Source organism: Rhodothermales bacterium, assembly GCA_017643395.1.
Classification (GTDB): domain Bacteria; phylum Bacteroidota; class Rhodothermia; order Rhodothermales; family UBA10348; genus JABDJZ01.
Genome location: JAEPNP010000005.1, coordinates 62,864 through 84,303 on the forward strand (window position 1 = coordinate 62,864; position 21,440 = coordinate 84,303).

At 64.5% G+C, this 21,440-nt stretch carries 20 protein-coding genes; 14 read left to right on the forward strand and 6 right to left on the reverse strand.

All coding sequences use genetic code 11. From position 1 onward, the window contains the following. Positions 1-684 precede the first annotated feature (684 nt). Positions 685-1,854 carry a P1 family peptidase gene (locus tag JJ896_14815; protein ID MBO6780923.1) on the reverse strand — a complete coding sequence of 390 codons (1,170 nt, stop codon included), beginning with the start codon at positions 1,852-1,854 and terminating at the stop codon, positions 685-687. Positions 1,855-1,943: 89 nt separating this feature from the next. On the opposite strand from JJ896_14815, the gene JJ896_14820 reads away from it, so the two are divergent. Genes JJ896_14820 through JJ896_14840 form a run of 5 tightly spaced genes read left to right on the forward strand, consistent with a single transcriptional unit; the run spans position 1,944 to position 7,318 of the window. Further along, on the forward strand, positions 1,944-2,669 hold the full coding sequence (locus tag JJ896_14820) for an aspartate/glutamate racemase family protein (protein ID MBO6780924.1): 726 nt from the start codon (positions 1,944-1,946) through the stop codon (positions 2,667-2,669). A 1-nt stretch (position 2,670) separates the two neighbouring features. Next, on the forward strand, positions 2,671-4,806 hold the full coding sequence (rnr, locus tag JJ896_14825) for a ribonuclease R (GenBank protein ID MBO6780925.1): 2,136 nt from the start codon (positions 2,671-2,673) through the stop codon (positions 4,804-4,806). A gap of 42 nt (positions 4,807-4,848) precedes the next feature. Further along, positions 4,849-6,339: a hypothetical protein gene (locus JJ896_14830; protein ID MBO6780926.1), complete on the forward strand. Its 1,491-nt coding sequence runs from the start codon at positions 4,849-4,851 to the stop codon at positions 6,337-6,339. Beyond that, the gene (locus JJ896_14835) at positions 6,336-7,028 is read left to right on the forward strand and encodes an ABC transporter ATP-binding protein (GenBank protein MBO6780927.1); all 693 of its coding nucleotides are present in this window, start codon (positions 6,336-6,338) and stop codon (positions 7,026-7,028) included. The genes JJ896_14830 and JJ896_14835 overlap by 4 nt, the downstream gene beginning before the upstream one ends. Continuing rightward, on the forward strand, positions 7,025-7,318 hold the full coding sequence (locus JJ896_14840; protein ID MBO6780928.1) for a hypothetical protein: 294 nt from the start codon (positions 7,025-7,027) through the stop codon (positions 7,316-7,318). Before JJ896_14835 ends, JJ896_14840 begins: the two co-directional genes overlap by 4 nt. A gap of 18 nt (positions 7,319-7,336) precedes the next feature. Here the strand turns inward: JJ896_14840 and JJ896_14845 are convergent, their stop codons facing one another. Both JJ896_14845 and JJ896_14850 read right to left on the reverse strand, forming a co-directional pair. Further along, positions 7,337-8,008, reverse strand: coding sequence for an RNA pseudouridine synthase (locus JJ896_14845; GenBank protein MBO6780929.1), 672 nt, complete (start codon positions 8,006-8,008; stop codon positions 7,337-7,339). Continuing rightward, positions 7,998-8,363, reverse strand: coding sequence for an MmcQ/YjbR family DNA-binding protein (locus JJ896_14850; protein MBO6780930.1), 366 nt, complete (start codon positions 8,361-8,363; stop codon positions 7,998-8,000). Before JJ896_14850 ends, JJ896_14845 begins: the two co-directional genes overlap by 11 nt. An 80-nt stretch (positions 8,364-8,443) precedes the next feature. Here JJ896_14850 and JJ896_14855 point away from each other — a divergent pair, with 80 nt between their 5' ends. Genes JJ896_14855 through JJ896_14865 form a run of 3 tightly spaced genes read left to right on the forward strand, consistent with a single transcriptional unit; the run spans position 8,444 to position 11,695 of the window. Continuing rightward, positions 8,444-9,061 (forward strand): hypothetical protein, encoded by a 618-nt coding sequence (locus JJ896_14855; GenBank protein ID MBO6780931.1) that lies wholly within the window; start codon positions 8,444-8,446, stop codon positions 9,059-9,061. Then, positions 9,061-9,954: an alpha/beta fold hydrolase gene (locus JJ896_14860; protein ID MBO6780932.1), complete on the forward strand. Its 894-nt coding sequence runs from the start codon at positions 9,061-9,063 to the stop codon at positions 9,952-9,954. Before JJ896_14855 ends, JJ896_14860 begins: the two co-directional genes overlap by 1 nt. Before the next feature lie 22 nt (positions 9,955-9,976). After that, on the forward strand, positions 9,977-11,695 hold the full coding sequence (locus JJ896_14865; protein ID MBO6780933.1) for an amidohydrolase: 1,719 nt from the start codon (positions 9,977-9,979) through the stop codon (positions 11,693-11,695). A gap of 1,017 nt (positions 11,696-12,712) precedes the next feature. Here the strand turns inward: JJ896_14865 and JJ896_14870 are convergent. After that, positions 12,713-13,036: a hypothetical protein gene (locus JJ896_14870; GenBank protein ID MBO6780934.1), complete on the reverse strand. Its 324-nt coding sequence runs from the start codon at positions 13,034-13,036 to the stop codon at positions 12,713-12,715. 93 nt (positions 13,037-13,129) lie between these two features. Beyond that, the gene (locus tag JJ896_14875; protein MBO6780935.1) at positions 13,130-13,597 is read right to left on the reverse strand and encodes a hypothetical protein; all 468 of its coding nucleotides are present in this window, start codon (positions 13,595-13,597) and stop codon (positions 13,130-13,132) included. A 72-nt stretch (positions 13,598-13,669) separates the two neighbouring features. On the opposite strand from JJ896_14875, the gene JJ896_14880 reads away from it, so the two are divergent. From JJ896_14880 to JJ896_14905, 6 genes are all read left to right on the forward strand, one after another. Next, a complete protein-coding gene (locus tag JJ896_14880; protein ID MBO6780936.1) occupies positions 13,670-14,440 on the forward strand; it encodes an ABC transporter ATP-binding protein in 771 nt (256 codons plus the stop codon). Positions 14,441-14,503: 63 nt separating this feature from the next. Beyond that, complete coding sequence (locus tag JJ896_14885; GenBank protein MBO6780937.1) at positions 14,504-15,130, forward strand: TetR/AcrR family transcriptional regulator; 627 nt, start codon at positions 14,504-14,506, stop codon at positions 15,128-15,130. Positions 15,131-15,137: 7 nt separating this feature from the next. Beyond that, positions 15,138-15,677: a cob(I)yrinic acid a,c-diamide adenosyltransferase gene (locus JJ896_14890; GenBank protein MBO6780938.1), complete on the forward strand. Its 540-nt coding sequence runs from the start codon at positions 15,138-15,140 to the stop codon at positions 15,675-15,677. Further along, positions 15,665-17,587, forward strand: coding sequence for a tetratricopeptide repeat protein (locus JJ896_14895; GenBank protein ID MBO6780939.1), 1,923 nt, complete (start codon positions 15,665-15,667; stop codon positions 17,585-17,587). Before JJ896_14890 ends, JJ896_14895 begins: the two co-directional genes overlap by 13 nt. Positions 17,588-17,615: 28 nt before the next feature. Then, positions 17,616-19,355: a VCBS repeat-containing protein gene (locus tag JJ896_14900; protein ID MBO6780940.1), complete on the forward strand. Its 1,740-nt coding sequence runs from the start codon at positions 17,616-17,618 to the stop codon at positions 19,353-19,355. Between the two features lie 53 nt (positions 19,356-19,408). Further along, positions 19,409-20,674, forward strand: a complete 1,266-nt coding sequence (locus JJ896_14905) for a peptidoglycan DD-metalloendopeptidase family protein (protein ID MBO6780941.1) — start codon at positions 19,409-19,411, stop codon at positions 20,672-20,674. A gap of 2 nt (positions 20,675-20,676) precedes the next feature. On the opposite strand, the gene JJ896_14910 is transcribed toward JJ896_14905, so the two are convergent. Then, positions 20,677-21,405: a hypothetical protein gene (locus JJ896_14910; protein ID MBO6780942.1), complete on the reverse strand. Its 729-nt coding sequence runs from the start codon at positions 21,403-21,405 to the stop codon at positions 20,677-20,679. Positions 21,406-21,440 lie beyond the last annotated feature (35 nt).

The following is a 21,440-nucleotide window of genomic DNA, read 5'->3' on the forward strand; positions in this document are numbered from 1 at the left end:
GGGGAGCCGGCCCGCGGAGGCAGTGCCGGCCGCGTGGCAGTGCCGGCCCGGGGCGGCAGTGCCGGCCGCGTGGCAGTGCCGGCCCGGGGCGGCGACCTGTCGCCCCGCACCACCGGCCCCGGGGCTGTGCTAGCCCGTGGCACCGCCGGCCCCGGGGCGCCCCGCCGGCAGACGTGGAAAACCGACGCCACTTCCCACGTATCAGCTGGCGGCGCGGGACCAGGCGTGGAATAGTGGCACGGGTTTACACCTAAACCCCCTCGAAAAACGGCCAAACATGTAAAGAGGGGGGCGTTTTCCATGATCGGGCCCTGCGCCGGCGGGATTCACGGCAGCTGGTTCGGCGACGCCGCCACGCCCCGGGCCCCGCGGCGGCGGCCCCGGGGCGCCCCGCCGGCAGACGTGGAAAACCGACGCCACTTCCCACGTATCAGCTGGCGGCGCGGGACCAGGCGTGGAAAAGTGGTACGGGTTTACACCTCCACCCCCTCGGAAAACGGCCAAACATGTAAAGAGGGGGGCGTTTTCCACGATCGGGCCCCGCGGCGGCGGGATTCACGGCAGCTGGTTCGGCGACGCCGCCACGCCCCGGGCCCCGCGGCGGCGAGATTCACGGCAACTGGCTCCGCGACGCCCCCCAGCGCCACGAACCCAAGCACCGCCACACCCACCAAAGCGCGACCTTCACTCCCGCCCGTACTTCCTCAGCACCTCCCGCACGGCGTCGATATCGATCGCCTCCACCGTTCCGCGGTGCCCGGTCACCGTAGTCGCCTTGAACAACGCGTTCAGAATCGCCTCCTCCGCCGACTCTACGGCAGCCTGAAAGAGTGGGCTCATGCGGTCATTCGGCAGCATCGCCATTGCAGCCAGACCCGCGCGGCGCTCCGGCGTGCGACGCACCGATTCCGCCGTAGAAAAGGCCACTGCGTAGTCGCCGCTGCCGTTTGTTGCCGGGCTGCCTGTCCTGGCGATGGCCATTAACGCGCGCCGCGCCAGACGCTCCAGATTCCGGTCCGACAGCGGAGCATCAGTCGCCACCACGAGAATCACCGAGCCGTCCGCATCTCCGTTGTCCACCACGCTGCGCAAATAGTATTGCCCGAGCTCCTCACCGACAGGGACCCCATCGACCGAGAGAATGCCTCCATAGTTGGTTTGCGCGAGCACGCCGACGGTATAGCCACCCAGTCGCTCCGGCATCACGCGGGAGCTCGTCCCAATGCCCCCCTTCCAGCCGAAGCTGATGGTGCCTGTGCCGGCCCCGACTGAGCCCTCTTCCACCGGTCCGCTTTCGGCCGTGTCTATCGCCAACCCCACGTGCGCCGGAGTCACGACGCGGGCCCGAATGTGGTTCAGGAATCCGTCATTGGTCTCCCCGACGACGGCATTCACACTACGCGCGCCCTCGTTGCCCGCCTGACGCAGCGTCCACTCCACGGCTCCGGCTGCGCCCTCCGGCACGGACAGCGTGTTGGTGAGAACGATGGGCGTCTCAATCTCCCCGAGCTCGACGATCTGGGTAGAGCCCGCGAACTTGCCGAATGCATTGTGCGCTACGAAGCCCGCCGGCACCTTGTCTGCATACACGTTGCCGCCGTGTGGGCGGATGGCGGTCACACCGGTCCGCACCGAGTCTCCCTGCATCAAGGTGACGTGGCCAACAAGCACCCCATCCACGTCAGTAATGGCGTTCCAGAGCCCCGGAGCCAGCACCCCTGGGGCGACTCCGAGATCGCGCGCCCGCGGCCGCTCCTCGGCCGCCGAACGGGACCCGTTTTCCCACGAAACCGTTACCTGAGCCTGCGCGCACAGGGCTGTCGAGAGCAGGCAAGTCAGCACTAGTATTCTCATCGGATCCGGCTGGTCGAATGGAGTGGCGCGCCTAATATGAGGTTTGAGTTAGAGAAGTGAAGAAACCCACGATTGGAATAATTGGAGGCATGGGTCCCCACGCGGGCATCCACCTGGCCACCTGTATTGTGGACCAGACCATCGCCCAGGGGGACTTTGATCACCTGAGCGTCGTGCTTGTCTCGCGTCCCGGCGAAATTCCGGACCGCAGCGCATTCCTGGCGAACGCCTCGGAGGCCAGCCCGAGCGGGCCCATCCTCTCCGTCGCACAGCAACTGCGCGATGTGGGGGCCTCGCTGGTAGGCATGCCCTGCAATACCGCGCATGCTCCGCCGATTCTTTCTGGCGTGCTTGCAGGGCTGGACCCGGACATCACGTTTTTGCACCTGATTGAGGAGACGGCCCGTTTCTGCGGCGAGGCCGCACCAGGTGCTACCCGGATCGGCGTGCTTGCGACAACCGGCACGTATGCGACGGGCCTCTATCAGGATGCCCTGTCGCAAGCAGGGCTCACGGCCATCATTCCCGACCCGGCCATCCAGCGCGACGTCGTGCAGAAAGCCCTGTACGATCGGGAGTTCGGCATCAAGAGTCAGAGCAACCCGGTCACCGAGGACGCCATCGAACTGCTGGCGCACGCGACCGAGCACCTGATTGAAGGTGGCGCCCAGGCAGTGATTCTTGGTTGCACGGAGATCCCGCTGGCCATCCAGACACGCACGTTCGCAGGCCTCCCGGTTGTCGACTCCACGATCGCGCTGGCCCGGGCCCTGATTCGTGAGTCGGACCCTGCCCGCCTCAAACCCTGGACCTGAAATGGCGAGGCAGAAGGACGAGCGGCCCACGTGGTCGCGCCCGTACATGGAAAAGCGCATCCTGAAGCTGCTGCGCAACCACGGGGACCGGGCATTCCGGGCAAAAGAGATCACGAAGCGGCTGGACATCATTGAGCGAGCCGATTTCCTGCAGGCTCGAGACCTGTTGGAGGAGCTGGCAGACTCAGGCAAAGTGGCCCGGCTAAAGGGCAACCGATTCGGATTCCGGCCGCCGGCCAACATCCGCGCCGGCACGGTGCGTGTGCACCCGGACGGGTTCGGCTTCGTTACGGACGACGACGGCGAGGAGTACTTCGTCAAGGGCCGCCGCATGGGCACCGCGCTCGACGGCGACCGGGTGGAGATCGGCCTTGGGGCACCTGCACGGGACGGTCGCAAGCGTGAGGCAGAGGTGATCCAGGTGCTCGAGCGGGGGCGCAAGACGGCTGTCGGCACGTTTCACCGACATGGCCATTTTGGCGTCGTCGCTCCCGACGACAAACGCATGACCCGCGACATCTACGTGGCGCGAGAGGACTGGGGCGGCGCCAACGAAGGCGACAAGGTCCTGGTGACCATCGACCGCTTTGAGAATCCGAAGAGTGTGCCCGAGGGACGCATCGTTAACGTCATTGGATCGGCTAACGATGCGGCCACGCGCGTGCTGGCGCTCGCCATGAGTGTTGGCATCGACGCCGACTTTTCGGAGCAGGCGCTCGAAGAAGCACGGGCGGCCCGCCTCGAAATCACGGACGCCGACCTCCGCGAGAGAGAAGACTTCCGCGGCGAGAACGTGTTCACGATCGACCCGGTGGATGCCAAGGATTTCGACGACGCCCTGCACATCCGCGAATTGCAAGGCGGCCGGGTCGAAGTCGGCGTGCACATCGCCGATGTCGGCCACTTCGTGCCGGAAGGAAGCGCACTCGACAAGGACGCCTACGCACGCGGCACCTCCACCTACCTGGTGGACCGCGTCATTCCCATGCTGCCGGAGCGCCTGTCCGGCAACCTCTGCTCGCTGCGTCCGAACGAAGACCGCCTTACCTACTCCTGCGTTTTCGAGCTTGATGAGACGGCACAGATCCTGGACTATCGCATCACGCCGAGCGTCATCCACTCCAAGGCGCGCCTCACCTACGAGCAGGCGCAGGCTGTGATCACGGGAGAGGACAGCGAGGCCCCATCGCCCGTCAAGGACGCCATCCTGAGGCTGTGGGCCCTGGCCGAGCACCTGATCCGGGAGCGGTTCAAGGACGGCTCAATCGACTTCGATCTACCCGAGGTACGCGTGGTCCTCGACGAAGCAGGCACGGTCACCGACATCGTGCGCAAGGACCGGCTGCCGGCGCATCGGCTGATCGAGGAGTTCATGCTGCTGGCCAACAAGACCGTGGCGCGCCACGTCTCGAAACAGAGGCCGCGGCGGGAATTTGTCTACCGCACGCACGATCACCCCGACAAGGAGAAGATCCAGCAACTGGTGGGCTACGTGCGAGGCTTCGGCTACCAGGTGCGCAGCGAGGACGGCACCATTGAGCCCGCGGAGCTCAACCGGCTGATCCGGGAAGCCCGCGGCAAACCCGAGGAGCCGGTCATCCAGACGGCCGCTTTACGGGCGATGGCCAAGGCGCGCTACTCACCGGACGACTCCGGGCACTACGGACTGGGCTTTCGACACTACTCCCATTTCACGAGCCCGATCAGGCGCTATCCGGACCTCATCGCCCATCGGGAGTTGCGGAAAATGCGCGCAGGAAGGCCGGGACCTGACTACGGCGCTCTGAAGGCGCAGTGCGATCACCTGTCGGAGCGCGAGCGGGTGGCCGATGAGGCCCAGCGCGAGTCCGTGAAGCTGAAACAGGTTGAGTACATGCAGCAGCATCTTGGAGACCGGTTCACCGGCGTCATCTCCGGCGTGACGCGATTTGGCATTTTCGTGGAGCTCGACGCCATTTTGGTCGAGGGTCTGGTTCATGTTCGCGACCTGGCGGACGATTACTATGAGTACGACGAACCGGCATTCATGCTGGTGGGTCGGACCTCAGGGCGCCGGTTCAAACTGGGCGATCCCGTAACAGTGACGGTTGCCGCCGCCAATACGGAGACGCGCGAGATTGATTTCGTGCTGGTCTGAGGCCGTCCTGCCGCGGCCCTTATGCACCGAAAACCAGGCGTTTTGAGACTTCTGTTGCTGCTTGTGCGGCAGCAGCTCCGCTTCCGGCTGCGCAGCTTCAAGGTGCGCGGCAACATGGCGTCGACGCTGGTTTTGGGGTTCTTCGGAGCGTACATCGCCTTCACTCTGTTTACGCTGGGAGCGTTCCTGCCGGTGTTTACCGAGCAAATGGCACCCGGCACGCCTGCGCGGGCTCTGGTGGACCGGCACGCGCTCTCCACGCTGATCGGACTGTTCTTCCTGCGCTTCCTGCTGCAGAAGACGCCGAAGGTGCACGTGGAGTCCTACCTGCATCTGCCGGTACCACGCAACCTGCTCGTGGCGTTCTTCAGCGGCTCCACGGTGTTCTCAGTGCATAACGTGTTCCCGCTGCTGTTTGCAGTGCCATTTGCCGTGCGGTTTCTGGCGCCCGTTGATGGCGTTTGGGGAGCGGTTCAGTGGACCGGGGCGATCGTGACGCTGCTGCTGGTTTCGAATTTTGCCAACATCTACGTGCGCACGCAGCTCAATCGCCGGGAGGGTGTCTTCCTTGCCGCGCTTGGCGTGCTGCTCACGGTCGCGTTGGCGGACGAGTATCTGGGCGCCGGGGTGCTGGGGCGCGCATCGACCATCCTGTTTACAGAGGTGCATCGCCCTTCCTGGCTATTGGTCACGTCGATGGCCGGCGTGGTTGTTGGATCCGCCATGCTCGCCTCGGGTGCCCTGCTGGAGGCCTTGCGACGAGAAGATCCGGCCGTCGTGCCGAGTCAGACACCCGGCCGCCTGCATGAGATGGCGGAACGCTGGGACCTCGCCGGACACCTGATCTGGCTGGAGCTGCGACTCATGTGGCGCAACCGGCGTCCACGCCATTATCTGATTGTCAGCCTGATGTTTTCGACCATCTACCTGGTGTTTCTGCTGGGCACGCCGGGCGTATTTGACGGGGCGGCCCTGGGCGCGGTCATCGGACTGTTTGCATCCGGCGGATTTGTGCTCAACTATGGACAGCTGATGTTCTCCTGGGACAGCTCGCACATGGAAGGCCTGATGGCGCGATCGGTGCAGATCCGGGCGATGACTCGCGCCAAGATGATTGTCCTGCAGGCGTCGTGTTTGCTGCTTTTTGTGGTATCTCTGCCGGTATTCCTTTGGCTGCAGCCCGACCTGATTCCGTTGCATGTGGCGTTTCTGTTCTACAACGCCGGCATCACGAGCCAGGTGATTCTTGAACTGGCAACCCGCAATCGTGAGCGCGTCGATCTGGGTCGCTCCGGAGGCTTCTTCAACTACGAAGGGTTCTCGGCAAAACACTGGCTCTGGTTCCTGCCGACGGCCATGCCACCTGCGGTCCTCCTGCTAGTGCTGCGCGACTCACCCCAGGTGGCCTGGACGGTCCTGGCCGGGCTCGGACTGCTCGGTCTGTTGACGTCCGAATTCTGGACCCGACGCCATGCCGGACGCGTTGAGCGCAGAAAGCACACCATGCTTGCTGGATTCGCAGTGCGCGCATGATCTACGTAGAACAGCTCAGCAAACGCTATGACGGGCGGACCGTGCTCGAAGTGCCTCACTGGCGCGTCGAGCCGGGCGAAATCGTCGGGCTGGTGGGCTCCAATGGTGCCGGGAAGACCACCTTCCTGCGCCTGCTTCTGGATCTGATCGAGCCCGACACGGGGATGGTCCATATTGACGGGCAGCCCGTCACGAACCCCCGCTGGAAGTCGTTCACGGGTTCATTCCTGGATCAGCGCTTTCTGATCGACTACCTGTCAAGCGGCGAGTTTCTGGACTTTATCCGGGCGATCTACGGACTGAGCCGCGTCGAAGCCGACAAGGCATTGGAACCATTTCGCGCATTTCTGCCCATGAACGGCGATGCCGGCAAGTATCTGCGCGATCTTTCCACCGGCAATGCCAAGAAGGTGGGCATCACGGCTGCCATGTTTTTTGGCCCGCGCCTGATGGTGCTGGATGAGCCGTTTGCCAATCTCGACCCTCCCTCCCAGCTCAAGCTGAAGCACCTGCTCAAGAAGGCCCATGAGGAAACGGGGGCGACCATGCTCATCTCGAGCCACGACCTGGTGCATGTCACCGATCTGTGCTCGCGGATCACGCTCATCGACAGAGGACGCGTGGTCAAGGACGCGCCCACGAGCGCCCAGACGCTGCACGAGCTGCGCGACTTTTTTGCGGGCACATGATCATTCTGCAACACCACCCGCCTCAGGACGAGATCCTGGACTTTATCGACCAGTGCATGCAACAGCTGGCCGAGGCCGGGTCCGAAGCCCGGTACGTCGTTATGGGGCCGGATGCGTTTGCCGTGTTCAGGCAGGCTGTGGCTGCGCGGCTGTCTCGTAAGCCCAAGGACTTCGGGACCTACAACTACCTGCCCGTGGTCGTGGACCCCTTCAGGGGCGATGCGGTCTGCGTTCTACCCGAGCCTCGCGAGATGAAGGGCGGCGTGCAGGCGTTTGAGATCCCCGGGTAAGCCCACCCAGCCCCGGAACTAGCTCACCAGCCCGCGCGCCCAGTCCGGCCACCGTCGATCCGGAGGGGACGTCCACGCCACAGGCTCCCGACGCACCGGATGCTCCAGCCCCAGCTGGTACGCGTGAAGCGCCAGGTTCCGCCCGTCAAATTCCTGTTTTGCGCCGTACCGCAAATCCCCGACCAGCGGAAAACCCCGATGCGCCAACTGCGCGCGGATCTGATGGGCTCGGCCGGTTTCCAACTCCACCTCCACGAGGGCCTGCCCGCGCATCGCCCCGAGGAGTCGCCAGGTGAGCACGGCTCGTTTGGCCCCGGTTCGCCCTGGCTTCACCACCTTGACGCCCCGCTTCTCCTTGAGCAGATGATCCTCTGCCCGGCCTGAGTCCGACGGAAACCCCTCCACCAGCGCCAGATAGCGCTTCTCCACCCGGCGCGCCTTGAAGGCTTCCGCAAGTCTGCCGGCCGCCTTGGATGTGCGCGCCAGGACCATGAGCCCTGAGGCGGGGCGGTCGAGCCGGTGCACCAGTCCCACGAACACGTTGCCGGGCTTGTTGAACCGCTCCTTCAGGTAGCCCTTGGCCCAGGACACCACATCCACATCGCCCGTGGAATCCTCCTGGGACAGCATGCCTGCGGGCTTGACCACCACCAGGAGGTGGTTGTCGAGATGCACGACCTCAGGCGTCACGCAGCACCTCGATGCGGTCCCGCTCCTTCCGTGGCAGAGACCCGACGACGAGCTCCCATGAATGAACAATCAACTCGCGAATGAGCGCTCCGGGCACGTCTCCCCGCAGGTCCACGGAGTTCCAGTGCGTCTTGTTCATGTGGTACCCGGGTCGCACGTTCAGGTACTCTTCGCGCAATTCCACGGCACGCTCGGGATCGCACTTGAGATTGACGTACGGCTCCACCTCATCGAGTCCGATAAGCGCGAACATCTTGCCCCCGACCTTGAATACGAGCACGTTGGGCCCAAACGGCGTGCCCTCGGTCACGTCTGGGAGCGAGTGCACGAATTCGTGGAAGGCGTCGAAGGTCATCGCATTCGGTTTGGGGTGGCCTTGCATCATACGGACGAAGTTCAACACACGCCGGAGCCGGCGGGCCTAGTTTTGCGAGCATGACAACCCGCCTGCCCTATTCAGGAGAACTCGGCCGCAAGGCCCTTCACCTGCTTGCGATGCTCATGCCGCTGGGTATGCTGATCGTGGAGCGGGTCCCGGCGCTGATCATTCTGGGTTCACTGGCGGTCATGGCGGTGTCGGCGGATCTGGCCCGGGCACGCTGGAGTGGCTTCTCCACTTGGATCGACCGATGGTTCGGCTGGATGATGCGGCCGTCGGAGCGGGGAAAGGACCGCAGTCAGGTGCTGAACGGTGCCACCTGGGTGATGGTCACCGCCTTTCTGCTGCTGGCCGTCTTCCCAGCGGAGTTTGCCGCGCCAGGCATGGTGATCGCCATGATTGCGGACGCCGGCGCCGCGTTGGTGGGGCGCAAGCTCGGACGCCATACCTGGCCAGGCGGCTCGCGCACGGTGGAGGGCAGCCTGGCGTTCCTTGTGACCGGAGTGATCGCGGCGGCATTTTTCCCCGGCATTCCCTGGGGGCATCGACTGGCCGCCATCGGCGCGACCGCCATCGCCGAAATCCCTTCCGTACCCATAAACGACAACCTGCTCCTCCCGTTTGTCGGCGCCTCCGTACTATGGATTCTGGCCGGTACGCCCCCACTCTGGTAATGTCAGAGCTTAAACCAGTCCCACAGAGCAACCCTGTTTCCGAGTTCGGCAAAGGCGCATTCAGGCGTTTTGCCGCCCGGGAGGTGTTTCCTCAGCCCGAGGTGATCCGCACCCGGTACCCGCTCGTGCTGATGCATGGATTCGGTCTGATCGCGTCGCTCAGGCGCGGCGGACACATGCACTCGGAGGCGATGCACCTGCGGCGTCATGGCGTGCTGGCGTACGCGCCGAACGTCACGCCCTACCACACGATTCCGTTCCGCGCCGAGCGCTGGGGGGAACTGGTAGACCGAGTCCTCACGGAGACGGGTGCGGACAAGGTCAACCTCATCGCCCATTCTATGGGAGGTCTGGATGCCCGCTACCTGATTTCACGACTTGGCTATCACGACCGCGTAGCCAGCCTTCTCACCATTGCCGCCCCGCATCGTGGCTCCGCGCTGGCTGACATCATTCTCGAGTCTCCCGAACGGGTGCAGGCCATCATGACGGACGCTGCGCGCTGGGTCAGTGATGCCACGATGGAGGGCATGCCTGCAGACTTCCACCGAGCCGTGTGCGACCTGAGTCCAGGCTACGTGACCGAGCAGTTCAACCCGGACGTGCCGGATCGTGCGGATGTGCGGTACTGGTCCTGGTCCGCCGGCGCCGGACGCGGTACGGATGTGTCCATCAACCCGGTCCTGGCCCCGCTGAACCTGCTGCTCTACCCGCGACAGGGCGTCAATGACGGGTTTGTCTCGAAGGAAAGCGCCGTTTGGGGCGAGTGCCTGGGTACACTGCAGGCCGATCACGCTCAGCAGATCGGCATCGGCCGCTCGCTGGGCAGTAAGTTCGACTCCCTGGGTTTCTTTGTCGATCAAGCCCGCATGCTGGCCCAGGAGGGTTTCTGAGCGGGCACATCCCCCTCTCGCCATGCGCTTCCTCCCGCTGTTCGCACTGCTCCTCGCCGGTTGTGCTGCCGGCCCGGGTCCCGATCTCATCCTGTACAACGGCGACTTCTGGACGGGCAACCCGGATCAGCCGCACGCCACCGCCCTCGCCATTGATGAGGGATCCATTGTCGCGGTAGGCGATGACGGTCTGGTGGAGATGGGCGGTTCCGACACTCGGGTGATTGACCTGGGTGGACGGTTCGCCGTGCCTGGGTTCAACGACACGCACGTGCACGCGCAGTCCGCCGCGCGCTTTCTGGAATTCAACGTCATGCAGGCCGGCAGTCAGGAGGAATTCCAGGAACGGGTCCAGGGCGTGGTCGATGGGCTTGCTGCCGGAGAGTGGATCCTGGGTGGCTTCTGGGGCGCCTATGACGACTGGGCCTCAGGCAGTGCGGGGGGCGACTCCAGGCAACGATTCACACCGGACATCGCAGCCGTGGAGACGCTCACGGCAGAGCACCCCATGTTTATCCGCCGCTTTGACAATTCTGAGTTTGCCGCGAATCGAGCCGCCCTGGACGCCGCCGGTATCGATGTCGAGAATCCTTCGGCACCGGGCGTGACTTTCGAAACCGACGCGAGCGGCCATGCGACAGGAATCATGACCGGATCGGGGGTGCGGGCGTTGTTTGCCGACGCCGTGCCTGACGGGTTTTCCCTGCAGCGGCGCATGGATCAGACCCGCAACGCGCTGCGGGTAGCCGCCTCATACGGGGTGACCAGTTTCAGCGACATGTCGGACGATGAGCAGCTCGAAATCTATCGGGCGCTCCGCGAGACCGACGAACTCTCGATGCGGGTTCATTTCCGCTATTTCCTGGGTCGCTGGCAGGAGCTGGCCGCGCAGGGCATCGAGGTCGGTCACGGCGACGAATGGATCCGGCTCGGTGCCCTCAAGGGCCACATAGACGGCATCATGGGAACGTCCAGCGCCCGGTTCTTTCAGCCGTACGAAAACCAGCCCGGCAACTACGGGCGGTGGCGTCAGCTCATGGTCGATGAGCAGGGGCAGTTTGTCGAAGGTCAATTCCTGGGGTACATGGCGCGAGCGGACTCCGCGAATCTGCAGCTTTCGATCCATGCCATCGGCGATGAGGCCAACAGCCTGCTGATGGACTACCTGGAAGAGTTGAATCGATTGAACGGCGATGCGGAGCGCCGCTTCCGGCTGGTGCACGCCCAGGTGATCGATCCGCGGGAGTTCGACCGGCTGGGCCGGCTCGGTGTGATCGCCGAGGTGCAGCCGTACCACCTGGCCGACGACATGCGCTGGATGGAGGAACGCATCGGCTACGAGCGCTCGAAGGGCGCCTACGCCTTCCGCTCACTGGATGAGGGTGGCGGCGTGCTGGCGTTCGGCTCGGACTGGCCGGGGACCTCGGCCAGCGAATACCCCATCAACCCCATCTATGGCCTCTACGCTGCGGTCACCCGGCAGACCCTGGCCGGCACGCCGGAGGGAGGCTGGTTTCCCGAAGAGAAAATCGACCTGGAGACTGCGCTCCGGGCCTACACATGGGGCGGGGCGTATTCGACCTTCGAGGAAGACATCAAAGGCACCCTGGAAGAAGGCAAACTGGCCGATGTGGCCGTGCTCAGCGACGACCTGTTTGAGACGTCGGCCGAGGACTGGCTGGAGACCGATGTCGTGCTGACCGTCGTGGGCGGCAAGGTGGTGCACGACGAGCTGCGGTAGCGGGGCGGCGGCGTGCGGTCTCAGCGGCGCGGCGGCGCGGCCCCGGCGGCGCAGTCTCAGCGGCGCGCGGGCTGCCAGGGGCGGAGTCCCAGCGGCGCGGCCCCGGCGGCGGCGCAGTCTCAGCGGCGCTCGGACTGCCGGGGGCGGAGTCCCAGCGGCGCGGCCCCGGCGGCGCGGCGGCGCAGTCTCAGCGGCGCGCGGGCTGTCGGGGGCGGAGTCCCAGTGGCGCGCGGGGTAGCATCGTGCGGCGCCGGGCTGCCGGGCGGGCGGAGTCCCAGCGGGATAGCAGCGTGCGGCGCCGGGCTGCCGGGCGGGCGGAGTCCCAGCGGCGCGCCGGACGGACAGTCAGCGTTAGTGGAATCGCACCCCGAGATTACACTACGCTGTGGCTCCGGCAAGGCCCCAAACGGAATGCGGCACCCATTTTACACTTAGGGCTGCCGTGGGCGGGCTCCCAAGTATAATCGGACCCCGATTTTCCACTCGCGCGGCCGAGGGCGCGCGGTCCCGTCGGCGCGGCGCGACCAGAGGCCACGGCCCTACCCCGCGTTCCCGGAGGCGCGGCCCCGGCGGCGCGGCCCCGGCGGCGCGGCGCGACCAGAGGCACGGCCCTACCCAATGGCCCCGGCGGCGCGGTCCCAGCGGCAATGGCCTCAGCGGCGCAGCCCCGGCGGCACGTTCCCGGCGGCGCGGCCCCGGCGGCGCAACCGGCGGCGCAGCCCCGGCGGCACGTTCCCGGCAACCCGACCACTCCCCGCCGAGCCCCGACCACATACCCACCAAACCACTCAGGCGCTTCGAGAGAAGGCCGCCCGGAATCGCACCATGAGGCCTATCAGAAAGGAGACAAGACTGCCGACCCTCGCGAGTACAAGGTGTCGGTGATGGGTTTCTGTCGCCATGGGTTTGGGGGCGGCTGGTGCGTGATAATTGCCGACTCCACAGCGCCTACTGTGAGGGTAAAGACGAGTTACGGTGTGGCCACCTGTCCGAGCAATGCCAACATTTTGACAGTCGTCACTTCTGCTTCGCCCGGCTAGCCGAGGCCTCCTGACGCTTCCGGATGACCTCACCGGTCATCTTGATCGCATTCTCGATGGACTCCTTGTCAATCCCCATCGCCTTGCGTGTATAACCATGCTCCTCAAGGAAGTCGTAGATGATCTTCGCGTCCTTCACCCGGCGCGCTGCGGCTGACCGACTGGCGTTTGAGTAGATGGCCGCGACCTCGATGGCCTGCTCATAGGAGTCACCCGTCTGGCGCCGGAATTGATAGTAGGCGTCCGTGCGGATGGCCTTGACCGCCTGGGCCAACAGGCGCGCGAGACCTTCTGTGATCATGACTGGAGGGGATTAGGGGAAGATGTTGGAGGTTAGGCCAGCCTGATCCCCGCCCGCAATGAGGAAATCCCCGGGCTATACCCCGGTGTTACCCTATTGCAACTCCAGGTCGCCGTAAGAAACCAGATTCCCGACCCTGTCCAGGACGAACACGCGGACCAGTCCGGACCTCGCCAGGATGGCCGGCGCAAACTGAAAGATGTACCCACCCGGGTCAGATGCATCCCGGATCTCATCCACCAGACTCAGCCTTCCGGTCGAATCCCTGGCCCGCAACACCAGGCCGCCCTGGACCGCATTGAACTCCAGCACCGAAACCGGCACAGTCACGACACCGGAGGGCACCGGATTCGGGTAGGCAGGATCCACGCGAACCTTGCCGAAGAAGGCCGGGGATGTACGCCAGTCGTCGTCGTCCCAGGACTCGACGACGCCGTCCCGATCGGTCCGCGTAATGCCCGCCGGTGGCAGGGCCGCTTCCTCCTCAAATTGGTTGATGGCCTTCTGGGTGTCGCAGGCCGACAACGACACCAACAGGATGGCAGCCACGAGTGCTCTCATGCGGGCAGAACATGAGCGCTGCCCTCCCGTTCCCCGCCGTGCTGCGGGTTCCGTGCCCACCCAACACGCGCTATGCTCTCCGCCGAACAGGTCACCGTTTCACTCTCCGAACGCCGCATTCTGCACGGCGTGGACCTGGACGTGGGTGCCGGAGAATGGGTCGGCATCGTCGGACCCAACGGTGCCGGCAAGACCACGCTGATCCGAGCGCTGGGCGGACTCATTCCTTTCGATGGCCAGGTGACTCTGGACGGAAGGCCGATTCAGGCCTGGCCGTCCAGGGAGCGTGCCAGGCGCATCGCGCTCGTCTCGCAGACCGTCACCCTGGCGTTTGACTTCACGGTCCGGGATTTGGTATTGCTCGGCCGCTCACCCCATCACGGCTGGCTGGAGCCGCTGGGTCGCGCGGATCACGAGCATGCATCGCGGGCACTTGAAAGTGTGGACCTGGCCGGTTTCGAAGATCGGTCGGTCTTGACGCTGTCCGGAGGTGAACGGAGACGTGCCTTGCTGGCACAGGCGCTGGCGCAGGATGCGCCGGTGCTGCTCCTGGATGAGCCTACCTCGCATCTTGATGTACAACATCAGTTCGCCTTCATGTCATGCGTGCGCGATCTGGTCGATGCGGGGCGTAGCGTCGTCGGCGTCTTCCACAATCTGGAACTGGCGGCGCGGTTCTCGGACCGGATCCTTGTCCTGCAGTCCGGAAAGGTCGCCGCTCACGGTCTGCCGGCCGAGGCGCTTTCTCAGGAAGTCATCAGAACCGTGTTCTCGATGGCGGCCGAAATAAGCGAAGAAGACGGACGACTGCGCATCGATTATCGGGATCGTGTTAAAATATGACGACTGTCAAATAAACCGATTTTCGGTACGTACCTTTGGATCTGGAATTCGACTGCTACCGCCATGGAAGAGCGGAAACGTCCCCTGATAGCCGGACAGCAGCGAGCCGTAGACACCCAGCGCCGTATTGTCGAGGCCGCCACCAGGGCGTTCTCCGAACATGGATTCGAGTCGGCCTCTGTGCGACGGATCGCTGAGGCCGCGGGGGTTCGACATCAGGTGATTGCCTACCACTTCGGGTCCAAGATGGACCTGTTTTTGGAAGTGCTCGAGGAGGGCTTCAACGCCCTGCGTTTTCTGGGCGGTGCCTTTGTCTTCGACGACGAATTCGATCCGGTCGAGCAGTTCACGGAGCACCTGCGCACGCTGTTTCGATTCGTGGTGGACCACCCCCAGATCATCCGCATCATTCACCAGGAGAACCTGACCGGGGCGGATCGAGTGGCTGCCTTCCTGCCCCGCCTCGAGGAGTTCCGGGACTTCACCCGAGAGTACGCGCGAGAAGTCCAGCGCCACGGCATCGCCGCCCACGTGCCAGCGGAGAACCTTCACATGATGTTTCTGGCCATCGTGAACCAACTGGTCGTCTCCCCCGTTTTGGTCGGCATTTCCCAGGAGGACCGATACGCGTTCCTCGACAGCCATGCGGTCGCCGTTACCCAACTCTTTGTCGGGGCCGCTCAGCAGTAGCGTCCACATGAAGGTCTATACCCGAACGGGTGACGACGGCACCACGGGTCTCTTTGGCGGCGACCGGGTTCGCAAGGACCACGCACGCATCACCGCCTACGGCACGGTAGACGAAGCCAATGCCTTCGTCGGCATGGCCCGCGCCGAAGGATCCAAAGACCGTCTCGGCAAGCTCCTCGAACGTATCCAGGCAGAACTCTTCGTGGTCGGCGCCGACCTGGCGACGCCGTCGAGCGCCCGCCCATCAGTCCCCAGGATTTCCGACGATGAGATCCAGGCGATGGAACGCGACATCGATGCGCTCGAGGCAGATCTCGATCCGCTGAAGACATTCATCCTGCCCGGAGGCTGCAAACGGGCTGCTGCCCTGCACGCGGCGCGCACGATTGCACGCCGCGCCGAGCGGGAAGTAGTCGCCGCCATGGAAAGCGAGCCCATCGACGGCCGGGTAGCCGTCTATTTGAACAGGCTCTCCGACTTCCTGTTTGTCGCTGCTCGCTGGGCCAACCACAGCGAAGACGTGCCGGACACACCGTGGACCCCGTAGCACCCCTTTCCAAGGGCAAGCGGCGCCTCTTCATCGCACTCACGGCGCTGATCCCGCTCCTGTTTTTCGTCTTGCTGGAGTCCGGTCTGCGGCTCGCCGGGTACGGCGCCTCGTATCCCCTCTTCCAGCCGGTCCCGGGCGTCGAGCAGTTTCGCATCCAGAACCGCGAAGTGGCCCGGCGCTATTTCGCGCAGCAAGAGCGCGTGCCGGGCAGCATCGGTGATGCCTTCCTGGCGGAGAAAACCCCGGAAACCTGGCGACTCTTCGTTCAGGGAGGCTCTTCCGCGGCCGGCTACCCCTACTACTACGGCGGCAGTTTCTCCCGCATGCTGGAGCAGCGACTTCAGCAGACCTACCCCGATCGCAGCGTGGAGGTGGTCAACACCGCCATGGCCGCCGTAAACAGCTATACGCTGCTTGATCTGGCGGATGAGATCCGTGCCGAGGGACCGGACGCCGTGCTCATCTACGCCGGTCACAACGAGTTCTACGGTGCGCTCGGGATAGGCTCGGCGGAATCGTTGGGGCAAAGCCGCACGGTAATTCGCTGGTACCTTCGCCTGCAGAACTGGCGCACCGTTCAGCTGCTGCGGAGCGTTCTGGGTTCGGCAGCCGGTCTGGTAGTCGAGGCCCCAGACGGTCCACCCGGCGCCACGCTCATGGAGCGCATGGTCGGTGAGCAGGAAATTCCCATCGACAGTGATGTCTACGAGGCGGGGATCGCGCAATTCCGGGACAATCTTCGGCGACTGCTGGCGGTCTATGAGGGCATTCCGGTGTATCTGGCCACGGTGGCCAGCAACGAGCGCGACCACGCGCCCTTCATGTCCGCGCCGGAGCGTGATCCGGAGGCCTGGCGGGCGCGTCTGGCCGCGGCCGTTTCCCTGCCGGACAGCCTGGCCGCTCCAAGCCTTCGGGCGATGGGTTCTGAGGACGCGGTGGCCGCAGATGTGCATTTCCTGCTCGGGCGCTCCCTCGACCGCCTGGAACAGTTTGAGGAGGCACGTACTGCCTACCGCACCGCCAAGGACCGGGACCGACTGCGCTTCAGGGCTTCCGAGGACATCAATGCCGTCATTCGCGAGGAGGCCGCCTCGGCCGGGGCCGTCGTGGTCGACGTGCAGGAAGTGCTCGCGGCCGCATCGCCCGGAGGAGTGATTGACGGATCGCTGATGCTCGAGCACCTGCACCCCAACGCCGAGGGCTATTTCCTGATGGCGGACGCGTTCTACAACACGATTGTGCGCACGCAGGGTGGCGGGCGATTTGTGCCACCGGAGACCGCCCGGGACGAGCTGCTGATTACGCCGATTGACTCGCTGTTCGGTCAGTATCGGGTGATGCAGCTGATGGGCAGTTGGCCGTTCGAAGCACCCGGCACGACGTGGACGGACACCCTTCGGGCCACCACCGCCACGGAAGACATTGCGATTCGCCTCTTTCGCGGGGAGATTTCATGGTTCGAGGCGACGAATGCGCTGATGAATCTGCAGCGCCAGGAGCAGGATTGGCACGGCGCGCTCCGGACCGCCCTTGCCCAGATCCAGCAGTACCCGTTCCTGCCCGCGCCGTACGCGGCGGCGGGTGAGATTCTGCTGCGCCAGCGACGCTCTACCGAGGCGCTCGCGTACTTCGATGCTGCCCTCGAATTGGAAGAGTCGGCTCAAGTCCGGGCTGTGATCGGCGATGTGCATGCTGCCTTGGGCCGGCATGAGCTCGCGCTGGAGGCCTATCTCGTCGCTACGCGACTCGACGCCACGAACGCGGACTACGTGCTGAAGCTCGGCCGCTCCCATGCGCTCCTGGGCGACACGCTAGCGGCGGCCACGGCGCTGGAGGCCTACCTGAACCGGCAGCCTGACGACGAGCGGGTGCAGCGCGTGCTCGCGGCCATCCGGGCCCGGCAGTAGCGTCGCCGCGGCAACACCCCGTCCACCCGTGCGTTTTGGCCTGATGCGGCTTCCCACCATCATTCTGGCCGTACTCCTGGTGATCCCCGCCTCCGGGCAGTCCCTGCAGTTCGAGGATGCCACCGAGACCTTCGGCATGCGCATCCAGGGACGAGGGCACGGCGTGGCCGTGCGGGATTTTGACCGGGACGGATGGCCGGACCTGTACGTCGCGTCGTCCAACGGCAAGAGTGCCCTCTTCCGCAACAATCAAGGCGTCTTCGAGGATGTGACCGCAGCGGCAGGTGTGGAAGCAGAGGGCGGATATGCCGCCCCGCTGTGGGCAGACCTGGACAACGACGGCTGGGCAGACCTGATTGTCGTGGGCCCAAACGCCGCCAACCGCCTGTTCATGAGCAACGGAGACGGCAGTTTCCGCGACGTCTCGGCAGACTCCGGCCTGGATCTCCAAGCCCGTGCGGCTTCCGTGGCGGCCGGAGATTTTGACGCCGACGGACTGACCGACCTTTTCCTGGCAGTCGACGACGCGGCGGATCTATTGTATCGCAATCTGGGCGATGGGCGCTTTGAAGATGTCTCCCGCCGCGGCGGCATCGCAGGTCCGGAAACGTCAGTAGCCATGCAGGCCGTTTGGTTCGACTACGATCACAACGGCAGCCAGGACCTGATTGTGGTGCACGACGGGTTCACCGACAGCCGTCTGCACCGCAACCTGGGTTACCTGCCGCTTGTGGATCAGGGTCGGTCCACCGGGTTTTACGATGTGGGCTCCGGCAACAGCATGGGCATCGCCGTTGCGGACGTGGACGGTAACGGGTGGGAAGACATCTATGTGACGCGCATTGGAGAGGCTGGCCTGTACCTCAACCAGGAAGGAAACGGGTTCGTACTGATTGAAGATGCGCTGGGAGCCTGGCGCAACGGCATGGCCTGGGGCACGGTGTTCGCCGACTTCGACAATGACCGCGATCAGGACCTGTTCGTGGTCAACACCACCGGATTCGACGGCACCCGCACGCTGCTCTATGAGAACCGGAATCTCTGGTTCTACGATCAGTCGCAGTCCGCCTCTGCCTCCCTGTCGACAGAGACGCAGGGGCTCGCCGCAGCGGACATCGACCTCGACGGAATGGTGGATCTCATCATCCCCGACCACGACGGCCGCATTCGCGTGCTGCGCGGCACCAGCCCATCGCCCGGAAACTGGTTGAAGATCCAGCTGGAAGGCACCTCCGGGAGCAGGGACGCGATCGGTGCGCGGGTGGAAGCGCTGGTGGACGGACAGTGGATCTCACGCTTCGTTTCCGGAGGGGACAGCTTTTGCTCTCAGAGCGAAAACGTGCTGCATTTTGGCCTGGGTTCGGCAACCCGGGCGGATCAGTTGAGGGTGTATTGGGTGGGCGATGCGCAGGGCGAGCAGTTCGGAGCCCTAGCGGCGGGCAATCACCTCATCACCGAAGGCAGCGGTGCGCCGGCCGGGACCGGCGTTGCGCCGGAACTGCCCGTCTCGCAGGACCTGATCGAGGCTTTTCCGAATCCGTTGACGGCCGATACCAAGCTCAAGGTCACCCTTTCAAAGCCCGGCTGGGCCCGGATCAGCATCTGGGACGTGCAGGGACGACGGGTGGCTCAGGTGTCCGAACGGGTGCTGCCGGCTGGAGCGAGCGAAATCGCCTGGCCGGAAAGTCGTTGGGGCACTGGCATTTACTTCGTCAGACTGGAAACAGAATCTGGAGTTGTGACTACTGCGGCTCTGTCACTGCGCTAGGTGGCACGCCGCGGAAGCCGCCCCCCATGAATCCTCCGACAACCCCCTGACGCATGCGAGTTCTTGCGCCGCTTTCTTTCGTCCTGATGGGAGCTGCTCTGGCCTACATCGGCCTGAAGCCCCCGGTGCCCACGCCTCCCGCTCCGAAGGCGGAGACGGTGGTCACTTCTGACCAGTTCGGCATCGAAATGGACGCATACGCAGTGGACATCGAGAGCATCGACCGGGGAGACACGTTTTCGGACCTGATGGCGCCCTTCCAGGTCTCCGGAGAGACCATCGCCAATCTGGTGGAAGCGGCCAAGCCCGTATTCGACGTGCGCAAGCTGCTGCCGGGCAGGGATCTGCATGTCTACACCAGCCCGGACTCACTCCGGGAAGTGGCCCTCGCCGTCTATGAAGCCAGCGCCACATCGTATGTGGTCTTCGACTTCGGAGACAGTCTGCATGCCCGCGTGGTGGAGCGCGAGGTCCGCACGGCCACGCGGTCCGTGTCGGGTCAGATTACGAGTTCGCTGTACGAGACCCTGGAGGACTTGAATGTAGACCCCTTCCTTGCCGTGAGGCTCTCGGAGGTGTACGCCTGGCAGATCGACTTTGGCCGGCTGCACCAGGGAGACCGGTTCACCGTGGCATACGAGGAGAAATATGTCGAGGACAAGCGGGTAGGCCTTGGACGGGTACTCGCCGCCAAGTTCACCCACGGCACCCGCGACTTTGAGGCCTTCCTCTTTGCCAACAACGAAGCCGAGGAGTACTTCGACGGCGACGGCAACAGTTTGCGAAAAGCCTTCCTGATTGCGCCGGTCGAATACAAGCGTATCAGCTCCCGCTTCTCGGGGCGGCGTTTCCACCCGGTGCAGAAGCGGTACAAGGCTCACCTCGGCACCGATTATGCGGCCAACTACGGCACGCCGATCCGTGCTACGGGCGATGGCGTCATTACCAAGGCGGAGTACGGCCGGGCCAACGGCCGGTATGTCAAGATCCGCCACAACGGCACGTACTCCACCCAGTACCTGCATATGCAGAAAATCGCCTCGGGCATGCGTCCGGGCGTGGCCGTGAAGCAGGGGCAGGTGATCGGATATGTCGGCTCAAGTGGACTTGCCAACGGCCCGCATGTCTGCTACCGGTTCTGGAAGAACGGCCAGCAGGTAGACCATCTCAGAGAGGATCTGCCGTCGGTGGATCCGCTGCCTGAGGAGGCGATCGCCGGTTTTGAGATCCATCGGGACCGCTGGCGCGCCCACCTGGCCGCACAGGAGCCCGTGATGCCGCGGATTGCTGCTGCAAGTCTCGGCCCCGGGACCGACTAGGCTCAGTCGGCGCTGTAGGCGGTCAGCGAGTCCGATCCCAGGAAGCGCCCATCCGCATTCGTGTACCAGTGAATCGTGCGGACGAGTTGCATGCCGTCCGCAGCCAGCGTGCCGTCAAAGGCGATGTACTCTCCGTCATTGGCGGCCTCGTCGTGGTAGAACCTGCTTCCCACCAACGCAGAGGTCTCCGGGTGGAAATAGAAGTACCAAATGTCGGAGCCTACTGCCGGGTCATAGGTCACCCGCACCTGCCGGACCGGCTGACCCATAAAGGTCGTGTCGATCACCCCGGGTTCGACCAGCGCGCCCTCGTCCTGTAGCTTCATCGGCAGGCCGTGCATGAAGGCGTAGTATTCGCGCCACCATGCGGGGCCGTCGGGGCATACCAGTCTGTATCGGGCGGCCACTGTCGAGTCCGGGAGCACGCCATTCACCGTAGCGGCGCAGTTCTCCGCGTCGACATAGGCTTCGACCACATCCTCTCCACGATCCTGTCGCATTCCGAATGACCGGGCCAGGGGATCCAGTCGCATGCCGGTCTTCCGCATCGACCCGTCGGGGCGCTTCTCATCCAGATCAAGACGGTGAGCACGCGTGTACCACATCCCGTCCGGATCGTGGAAGTCGATGCTGCGGGCAATGAGCGCCTCGGCATCAGAGAGTTCGGCCTGAGGCGGGTCGGCGGGCGCGCACGCTGCGACGAGCAGCGTCAACAGGAGCAGATTTCGCATGGCAATTGGCGGCGGAGTTCCGCAATATCGGCACA